The sequence below is a fragment of the Polaribacter sp. BAL334 genome, from assembly GCF_015767435.1.
GTDB lineage: Bacteria > Bacteroidota > Bacteroidia > Flavobacteriales > Flavobacteriaceae > Polaribacter.
In genome coordinates, this window is sequence record NZ_JADWOV010000258.1 from 73,973 (window position 1) to 82,849 (window position 8,877).

Below are 8,877 nucleotides of genomic sequence, written 5' to 3' on the forward strand. Positions count from 1 at the left end.
AAGAAATACGGTATTGTTAAAATTAAAAAAAGTATGAACAAAAAACTACTCCTGCCCCTTTTTCACTTTCCAGTAAGTGACATTTGCTTTGCTGACTCTTTCCAGAGTTTCTCTGTCTGTGGCGCGTTTTCCTGATTTCATCAAATCAAAAATATCTTTGATGAGATTGCTCGTAGTTGCAAAATAGGAATGGCTTAAAAAACTGGAATCTTGGCCTGAAGCATCAATCGTTTCAATGCCTTTTACAATCACTATTTTTTCGCCAGCTTCACCTGCCCTATGATTGCCATGCACTTTTTTGGAAGCCAACAATGCCAAATCATCAGAAGAAACATACAACGTGATTGGTTTTCCAATTTTTGATATCATTTTGGGGCCAATATCTCTTTTAAAAACATCAGCATCAATATCTGGCGCAGCTAAAATGATTTCTGTGATTTTGTTTTTTAATTCAGGTTGTTCGTTCATCAACTCAATCAACGCTTTCGTCAAACCTCGATTTCCCATACTGTGAGCCACCAAATAGATATTTTTTGCTTCGGTTTTTGTCAAATAATCTTTCAGAAAATTTTTCATATTGTAGGTTGCCCATTCAATATTGGCTTCGTCAATAGTGTAACTTGTGGTAGAGGCTTGTGATGGCCAACTATAAAAAACGGCTTCTCCTGAAAATCGTAAATCGAAGGTAATTTGTGCTGTTCTAAAAGCAGCATCTGCAAAAGAAACGTTGTAACCGTGCACAAAAAGGAAGGTACTTTTCCCATTTTTGGCAATGCGTTCTTTCATCTGTTTGAAAAAATCTTCCTTGTTTTGTTTTCGCAATGATTGCATCATCATGTGCTTGCTTGGGTCTTCAGAAAATTCCAATCGCCAATAAGAAGGTCTTTCAATTTCGCCCAAAGTATGTGTGTAAGGAACACTAACTACAATTCTACCATATTGAAGTTCGCTTCTTTTTCCGCCAAAACGCTCGTTTAAATCGCTGTTTTTTGTATCATTTCTATCGGTTGCAAAAGAAACCGGAATTTCAATAAATTCTTTTTTGGAATTGCCTGAAGAAGCTATGATTTTTTCTGATGCTTCTTGCTGGAGACAAACTTTCAGAATTTGAGTTTCCGTTTGTTGATTTTGAAGAGTAACATCAATCGTAAATGTGATGGCTGTAAAATTCTGAAAAGCATTGTTGCCACTGAGCAAACCTATCAATTGTGTTTGTTTAAATTGATTGTAATCCGTAAACGTAATGCTGAAATTATCATCTAAAAAAACCAGAATCTTGAAAGACTGAATCATGGATTCATCTCCTTCAACAATTTTTAATTGCAGGGTAGCATCATCCGTAAGATTGTTTAAACAATTGGTAAGGTTGTACGTTTTTGTGTTGTCAGAAAGTTCAAAAACAACTTGGTTTTTTTGTGCATGCGTGAGGGAACAAAAAATAAAAAAAAGAGTTAGAAAAAGGTATTTCATTGGATATCATTTTTTTATTGACGGTATAAAGATACAATTTATTGACAAAAAAAAATACCCTTACATTTTGATGGTAAGAGTATTGATTCTGAAAACCTACAAGGTTTTTAAAACCTTGCAGGTTGTTGAAGTTAAAAGGATTCTTAAAAATTAGTATCTATAATATTCTGGTTTGAAAGGACCTTCTGTAGAAACACCAATATAATCTGCTTGTTCTTGATGCAAGGTTGTCAATTCTACACCTAATTTTTCTAAGTGTAATTTGGCAACTTTTTCATCCAACTGTTTTGGCAACATATATACTTTATTTTCGTAGGCATCTTTGTTTGTCCACAATTCAATTTGAGCCAACGTTTGGTTTGTAAATGAATTTGACATTACAAAACTTGGGTGACCAGTGGCACAACCTAAATTCACCAAACGTCCTTCAGCTAATAAAATGATGTCATTTCCATTGATATTGTATTTGTCTACTTGTGGTTTGATTTCGATTTTTTCGCTGTTTTTGTTCAACCAAGCAACATCAATTTCGTTATCAAAATGACCAATATTACACACAATCGTTTTGTCTTTCATCATTTTGAAATGTTCAGCACGCACAATATCTCTATTTCCTGTGGTTGTAATTACGATGTCCGCAGTTGTAATCACGGTTTCCAAACGCTTTACCTCAAAACCATCCATGGCTGCTTGCAGAGCGCAAATTGGGTCAATTTCAGTAACGGTTACAATAGAACCTGCGCCTTTAAATGATGCTGCAGTTCCTTTACCAACATCTCCATAACCACAAACAATCACTCTTTTTCCTGCTAACATAATATCTGTTGCTCTACGAATGGCATCTACTGCAGATTCTTTACAACCATATTTATTGTCAAATTTTGATTTGGTAACAGAGTCGTTCACATTGATGGCTGGCATTGGCAACGTGCCGTTTTTCATACGCTCATACAATCTGTGAACTCCTGTGGTGGTTTCTTCTGACAAACCATTGATGCCAGCTGCCAATTCAGGATATCTGTCCAAAACCATGTTGGTTAAATCTCCACCATCATCCAAAATCATGTTCAATGGTTTGCGGTCTTCACCAAAAAATAAGGTTTGTTCTATACACCAATCAAATTCTACTTCATTCATTCCTTTCCATGCATACACTGCTGTTCCTTGCGCTGCAATGGCTGCTGCTGCTTGGTCTTGAGTTGAAAAAATGTTACATGAACTCCAAGTAACTTCTGCTCCTAAAGCTTGTAAAGTTTCAATCAATACCGCAGTTTGAATCGTCATGTGCAAACATCCTGCAATTCTTGCTCCTTGTAAAGGTTGCGATTCTTTGTATTCTTCTCTCAATGCCATCAAACCTGGCATTTCAGCTTCTGCCAATTCAATTTCTTTTCTACCCCAAGCTGCCAAAGAAATATCTTTTACTTTATAAGGTACATACGCTGTTTTTGTGCTCATATTCTGTATATTTATGGTCTATTTTTGCGAGTGCAAAGTTACGAACTCCATTTTAAAAATATGCCACTTTACAAAACATTAACGGTCAACGAAAAAACAAAAGTTGTTATTTGGAAAATTGAAGAAACAATCGATGATTTACAGAAAGGGATTTCGCTTTCTGTAAATAGTAAAAACCGATTGCACTCTATGAAATCGGAAATTCATCAAAAAGGATTTTTAAGTATCAGACATTTGTTGAAAGAATTTGATTTACAAGATACTGATTTACACTATGATGAACATGGAAAACCACACTTAAAAGATGGGCGATTTATTTCGATGACACATTCTTTTCAGTTTACTGGAGTGATTGTTTCTGAAGAAAAAAGCGTAGGGATTGACATTGAAAAACAGCGTGAAAAAATATTGAAAATTGCGCATAAATTCACCCCAATTGAGGAGTATAAAACCATTGCAAATGTGGCTGCTTTGACTCGAAAATTGACGATTGTTTGGGGAGGCAAAGAGAGTTTGTACAAAATTTATGGCAAGAAAAAACTACTCTTTTTGCATCATATTTTTATTGAAGATTTCAATTTTGAGGATGAAAAAACCACAGGAATCATTCGTTATGAAGGAGAAGAATCCAAACATCACATCAATTTTTTAGAATTTGAAGACTTTACGTGCGTATTTGCCTATTAAAAACCGTTACTTTTACACTTCATTGCACGGATAATGAATGAACTTTTCGACTTTTTTTTAGCTGCTTATCAACAAGCATCCACTATTGATATCATTTTAGAAGCGATTGCTTTTGTATTTGGAATCGCCAGTGTTTGGTATGCTAAAAAGGAAGATATTTTGGTATATCCCACAGGATTGATTGCAACAACGATCACTGTTTACTTGTTATACAAAGCTGCCTATTTTGGAGATATGATGATGAATTTCTATTACTCTGTGATGAGTATTTATGGTTGGTGGAATTGGTCTAGAACAACAAACGACAGCACTTCTTTGCCAATTTCAAGAACCACTTTTAGGGAGAAAATCATTGGTTTTGTGCTTGTTTTGATAACAATGATTGTGACTTATGGAGTGTATTCTTATTTTAAAAATGAGATTTTACTGGAAAACTATATTGATATTTTCACTTCTGGCATCTTTTTTACAGCCATGTGGTTTATGGCAACTAAAAAAATAGAAAATTGGACATTGTGGATTTTTGCTGATATCATTACCATTCCTTTATACGCGTATCGCGGTTTAGGAATGTTGTCTTTACAATATCTAATTTTTACTATTTTAGCCATTCAAGGATATTTCGCATGGAAAAAAAGCTTCAACAACACCCCATCAATCTTGTAAAAGTAGTGTTGTTTGGTCCAGAATCTTCTGGCAAAACAACCCTTTCTCAACAATTGGCTCGCTATTATAACACAGTTTGGGTGCCAGAATTTGCAAGAGATTATTTACAACAAAAATGGAATAACGAACGTAAAACTTGCGAAATGTCAGATTTTTTACCCATTGCCATTGGGCAAATGAAACTCGAAAATACATTGGCTATCAAAGCAGACAAAGTATTGATTTGCGATACTGATTTATTAGAAACCAAAGTATATTCAGAAGAATTTTATAATGGTTTTGTAGAGGCAACTTTGGAAAAAGCGGCTTTAGAAAACTCCTATGATTTGTATTTATTGACCTACATTGATACACCTTGGGAAAAGGACGATTTGCGTGACAGACCTGAACAGCGATTGGAAATGTTTACCGCTTTTGAAAATGCGTTGATACAACACAAACGTCCTTATATTTTATTAAAAGGAGACAAAAAAACAAGACTTTTCACAGCCACTGAAGCCATCAATAAAATCATTTCGAGTAAAGAAAATTTGCATTCTTTTTCTACTAATTTTTAAAAAAACAACCCACTAAAAAATGTTTCGCCATCAAGGAAAAAGCAGAACTTTACAACACAATCTTCGAATCGCAACGATTTTATCTTTTGTGGCAGGTATTGTAAATGTTACAGGTTTTTTATCTTTTAAGCAATTAACAACAAATGTAACAGGACATTTCGCTTTGTTCATTTACGATGTGGCAAATTTAGATTTTTGGAAAGGAACAATTTACTTTATTTACATATTTTCTTTTCTTTTTGGATCGTTTTTGTCAAGCTTTTTGATTGAAAAATATGCTGAAAGTAAAAAACTAAACATATTTCTTTTCCCAACTTTACTCGAAAGTTTTGTGCTATTTTCCATTGGAATTTCAACTATTTTTATTGAAATTAATTCCTATAATTTAATTGCTTGTTTGATGCTTTTCGCCATGGGACTTCAAAATTCATTTGTAACAAAGATTTCAAATGCGATTGTAAGAACCACACATCTCACTGGATTATTTACAGATTTGGGCATAGATATTTCTCTTTTATTTTTCAAAAAAGAGGATTCACAAAAAGAAAAATTGATTGCAAATATCAAACTCAGAATTTATATCATTGCTTCCTTTTTTGCAGGAGGTTTGTTTGGTGGATTTTTATATTCAGAAATAAATTTAGAATTATTTACGCTTACAATTGCTGGAATTATTTTAGTAATGAGTCTTTTTTATGACGATTTTAGATATAAAATCATCAAAACGAAAAGAAAACACATTAGAAAACACGGAGTAAATAAATAAATTTTGTCATAAAATGAATAAAGAAATCATCCTCAAAGAACTCCATTTCAAAGCCATCAGAAGTTCAGGCGCAGGTGGTCAACATGTGAATAAAGTTTCTTCAAAAATTGAACTGACCTTTGATTTGGAAAATTCTGAAGCATTGAATGATGATGAAAAAACACTCCTAAAATCGAAACTTTCTTCCAAATTAACTACTGAAAACAGCTTGATTTTAACTGTTGAAGAAACACGTTCTCAGCATAAAAACAAAGAATTGGCGATCAAAAAATTTATTTCTTTGATGGAAACAAATCTAAAAAAACCAAAAAAAAGAACGCCCACAAAACCTAGCAAAGCTGTCATTAAAAAAAGATTGGAAACCAAAGAAAAAACATCCGTAAAAAAAGCGTTGCGTAAAAAACCGAAGCTTGATTCATAATATTTTTAGTTTTCTGTTTTAAATCTCATTTTTCGTGCTTACTTTTGCATCGTTCTCACAAAGGGGTGCTGATTTAGTTGTCAGTTGATAGTTTCTAGTTTACAGCAATGTTGAATTTTGAACTAAAAATTTTGAACTAAAAAGGCTGAGATCATACCCAATGAACCTGGAACAGGTAATGCTGTTTAGGGAAAAAGACATCTTTTGATGTCAAAAAATGAATTATTCAACAATAACCACAAGAATAATTACCTCTTTTTATTCGTTTTAAATTTTTTTAAAATGAAAAAAATATCCATTTTTTTATTCTTGTTTGTAAGCATGCTTGCAAACGCACAAACAGTCACAATTTCAGGAAAAATTGTAGATGAAAACAACGAACCTTTGCCAAATGCAAGTATTTTGGTTCAAAAAATCAACAAAGGTACTTCCGCTGACAATGAAGGAAAATTCAGTTTGACGCTCTCCAAAGGAACCTATGTTTTTCAAGTGTCATTTATTGGTTACAAAACTGTGAACCAAGAAGTTAATGCAACAAAAAATGATGAAATTACGATTGCTTTAAAAACCAATCAAACACTTTTAGACGAAGTGTTGGTTTCTGCAGTTCGTGTAAATGCGGACATTCCTGTGACGTTTTCAAATCTGTCAAAAAAGGAAATTGCCAAGCGAAATTTGGGTCAAGACATTCCCATTTTGCTCAATTATTTGCCTTCTGTAGTGTCATCTTCTGATGCTGGAGCAGGAATTGGTTACACATACATGAGCGTTCGTGGTTCCAATAACGAGCGAATTAACGTAACTGTCAACGGAATTCCATACAATGACGCAGAAAGTCATGGTACTTTTTGGGTGAATTTGGGCGATTTTGCTTCTTCCACAGAAAACTTGCAATTGCAACGTGGAGTTGGTACATCAACCAATGGTGCTGGAGCTTTTGGTGCGAGTTTAAACATCTTGACAGATGCCATTTCTGAAAAAGCTTTTGGCGAAATTTCCAATTCATTTGGTTCATTCAACACCCGAAAACACACTGTAAAATTCAGTACAGGAAAAATCAATGATAACATCGAAATTGCAGGTCGATTTTCAAATATTTATTCTGATGGCTATGTAGATCGTGCTTTTTCGGATTTGAAATCCTACTTTTTACAAGCGAGTTTTGTGGATGAAAATACGCTCATCAAAGCGATTGCTTTTGGCGGAAATGAACGCACCTATCAATCCTGGTTTGGATTAACAGCAGATGAATTGGCTGAAAATAGAAGACAAAATCCATACACCTACGAAAATGAAACAGACAATTATCAGCAAGATCATTATCAATTGCATTGGAACGAAAAATGGAATGAACAATGGTCCTCAAATCTAGGTTTGAACTACACCAAAGGTGCAGGATATTTTGAACAATTTAAAGAAACAGAAGATGCAACTGCACTCAATAATTTGATTGTTGATGGAACAAATGCCATTGTGAGACGTTGGCTTGACAACGATTTTTATGTCATCAATTTCAACACCAATTATAAAACTGACAAACTGAATTTCATCACAGGAATTTCCTATTCTAATTATACTGGAGATCATTTTGGTGAGGTAATTTGGGGTGAAAATTTGGCGCCAAACACACAAATTAGAGACCGTTATTATTTTTCGGATGCAAAAAAATCGGACTTTTCTTTGTTTGCAAAAGCGAACTTTAGTCTTAGTGAAAAACTTTCTGCGTATGCAGATTTGCAAGGACGTTTTGTGAATTATCAAACCCAAGGAATTACCAACGATATTGTTCCTATTGATGTGAATAGAAATTTTAATTTCTTCAATCCGAAGTTTGGTTTTACTTATAAAAGCAATGAAAATAACAATTTTTACACCTCATTTGCAGTGGCAAACAGAGAACCAAATAGAAATGATTTTGAAGTAGGCGTTTCTACTCATGAAACTCTTTTTGATTATGAATTGGGTTGGCGTTTGAACACAGAAAACATCAAATTAAATACAAATGTGTATTTTATGGATTATAAAAATCAGTTGGTATTGACAGGCGCCATTGATGGAGTTGGCGCGCCAATAAGAGCAACTTCAGGAAAAAGTTATAGATTGGGACTAGAAATTGATGCTGATATTCAGTTAAGTAATCAGTTTTCTATCAAACCAAATGCGGCATTTAGCTCGAATAAAAACCGAGATTTTGTTTCGGAAATTGATGGTGTTTTGCAAAATTTAGGCAACACAAATTTGTCATTTTCGCCCAATGTAATTCTAGGAAATATTTTTACCTATCAGCCAAAAGAAGCTTTTCAAATCTCATTTTTATCAAAATTTGTTGGCAATCAATGGATGAGCAATTTGAGTAGTAGCATTTCTGAAAATGATGTGTTGGATTCCTTTTTTACAAGCGATTTGAATGTGGTGTATCAACTAAAACCATCCAAAATATTCAAATCAGTGACCTTTACTGCATTGATCAACAATATTTTCAATGCAGAATATGTGGATAGAGGCTATTATTACACGTTTGATGATACGTGGTCAAATCCGAATTCAGTAACCACTTTGGATGGAGCTGGATATTATCCTCAAGCAACCAGAAATTTTTTATTAGGAGTTACACTAAGTTTTTAAACTTTTCTTAATTTTTAGCCGAATTTGGTTAAAATTCCATTATAATAAGCCGTTTTTTAGTTAAAACGGCTTAATTTTTGTACCTTAGTGTAAGCTTCCCCAAAATTCGGCCATTTAAAAATAGAATTCGACAAGCGACGCAGGAGCGCGTTCAGTAAAAATTATTAAATTTAAAGCCGAAAACTTATGAAGACAACCCAATTTACCGAAAACCAGATTGTTGCCAT

At 33.8% G+C, this 8,877-nt stretch carries 8 protein-coding genes; 6 read left to right on the forward strand and 2 right to left on the reverse strand.

What is annotated here, in order from left to right; translation table 11 throughout:
• Positions 1–45 precede the first annotated feature (45 nt).
• Positions 46–1,470, reverse strand: a complete 1,425-nt coding sequence (locus IU405_RS05430; protein WP_197437597.1) for an alpha/beta hydrolase — start codon at positions 1,468–1,470, stop codon at positions 46–48.
• A gap of 150 nt (positions 1,471–1,620) precedes the next feature.
• Positions 1,621–2,928, reverse strand: a complete 1,308-nt coding sequence (gene ahcY, locus IU405_RS05435; RefSeq protein WP_197437598.1) for an adenosylhomocysteinase — start codon at positions 2,926–2,928, stop codon at positions 1,621–1,623.
• Between the two features lie 60 nt (positions 2,929–2,988).
• Here ahcY and IU405_RS05440 point away from each other — a divergent pair, with 60 nt between their 5' ends.
• The 6 genes from IU405_RS05440 (at position 2,989) to IU405_RS05465 (ending at position 8,650) form a co-directional block, all read left to right on the forward strand.
• Complete coding sequence (locus tag IU405_RS05440; protein ID WP_197437599.1) at positions 2,989–3,615, forward strand: 4'-phosphopantetheinyl transferase family protein; 627 nt, start codon at positions 2,989–2,991, stop codon at positions 3,613–3,615.
• A 33-nt stretch (positions 3,616–3,648) separates the two neighbouring features.
• Positions 3,649–4,281: a nicotinamide riboside transporter PnuC gene (gene pnuC / locus IU405_RS05445; protein WP_197437600.1), complete on the forward strand. Its 633-nt coding sequence runs from the start codon at positions 3,649–3,651 to the stop codon at positions 4,279–4,281.
• Positions 4,242–4,838, forward strand: a complete 597-nt coding sequence (locus IU405_RS05450; RefSeq protein ID WP_197437601.1) for an AAA family ATPase — start codon at positions 4,242–4,244, stop codon at positions 4,836–4,838. The genes pnuC and IU405_RS05450 overlap by 40 nt, the downstream gene beginning before the upstream one ends.
• Before the next feature lie 19 nt (positions 4,839–4,857).
• A complete protein-coding gene (locus tag IU405_RS05455; protein WP_197437602.1) occupies positions 4,858–5,604 on the forward strand; it encodes a YoaK family protein in 747 nt (248 codons plus the stop codon).
• A gap of 13 nt (positions 5,605–5,617) precedes the next feature.
• Positions 5,618–6,025: an alternative ribosome rescue aminoacyl-tRNA hydrolase ArfB gene (arfB, locus tag IU405_RS05460; protein WP_197437603.1), complete on the forward strand. Its 408-nt coding sequence runs from the start codon at positions 5,618–5,620 to the stop codon at positions 6,023–6,025.
• Between the two features lie 282 nt (positions 6,026–6,307).
• Entirely contained in the window at positions 6,308–8,650 is a 2,343-nt protein-coding gene (locus IU405_RS05465; RefSeq protein WP_197437604.1) for a TonB-dependent receptor, read from the forward strand.
• Positions 8,651–8,877: the final 227 nt, after the last annotated feature.

Bases quoted from the DNA above. Each gene is read 5' to 3' on its own strand.
- IU405_RS05450 (WP_197437601.1), top strand. From the start codon at position 4,242: ATGGAAAAAAAGCTTCAACAACACCCCATCAATCTTGTAAAAGTAGTG.
- ahcY (WP_197437598.1), bottom strand. From the start codon at position 2,928: ATGAGCACAAAAACAGCGTATGTACCTTATAAAGTAAAAGATATTTCT.
- arfB (WP_197437603.1), top strand. From the start codon at position 5,618: ATGAATAAAGAAATCATCCTCAAAGAACTCCATTTCAAAGCCATCAGA.
- IU405_RS05430 (WP_197437597.1), bottom strand. From the start codon at position 1,470: ATGAAATACCTTTTTCTAACTCTTTTTTTTATTTTTTGTTCCCTCACG.
- IU405_RS05440 (WP_197437599.1), top strand. From the start codon at position 2,989: ATGCCACTTTACAAAACATTAACGGTCAACGAAAAAACAAAAGTTGTT.
- IU405_RS05455 (WP_197437602.1), top strand. From the start codon at position 4,858: ATGTTTCGCCATCAAGGAAAAAGCAGAACTTTACAACACAATCTTCGA.
- IU405_RS05465 (WP_197437604.1), top strand. From the start codon at position 6,308: ATGAAAAAAATATCCATTTTTTTATTCTTGTTTGTAAGCATGCTTGCA.
- pnuC (WP_197437600.1), top strand. From the start codon at position 3,649: ATGAATGAACTTTTCGACTTTTTTTTAGCTGCTTATCAACAAGCATCC.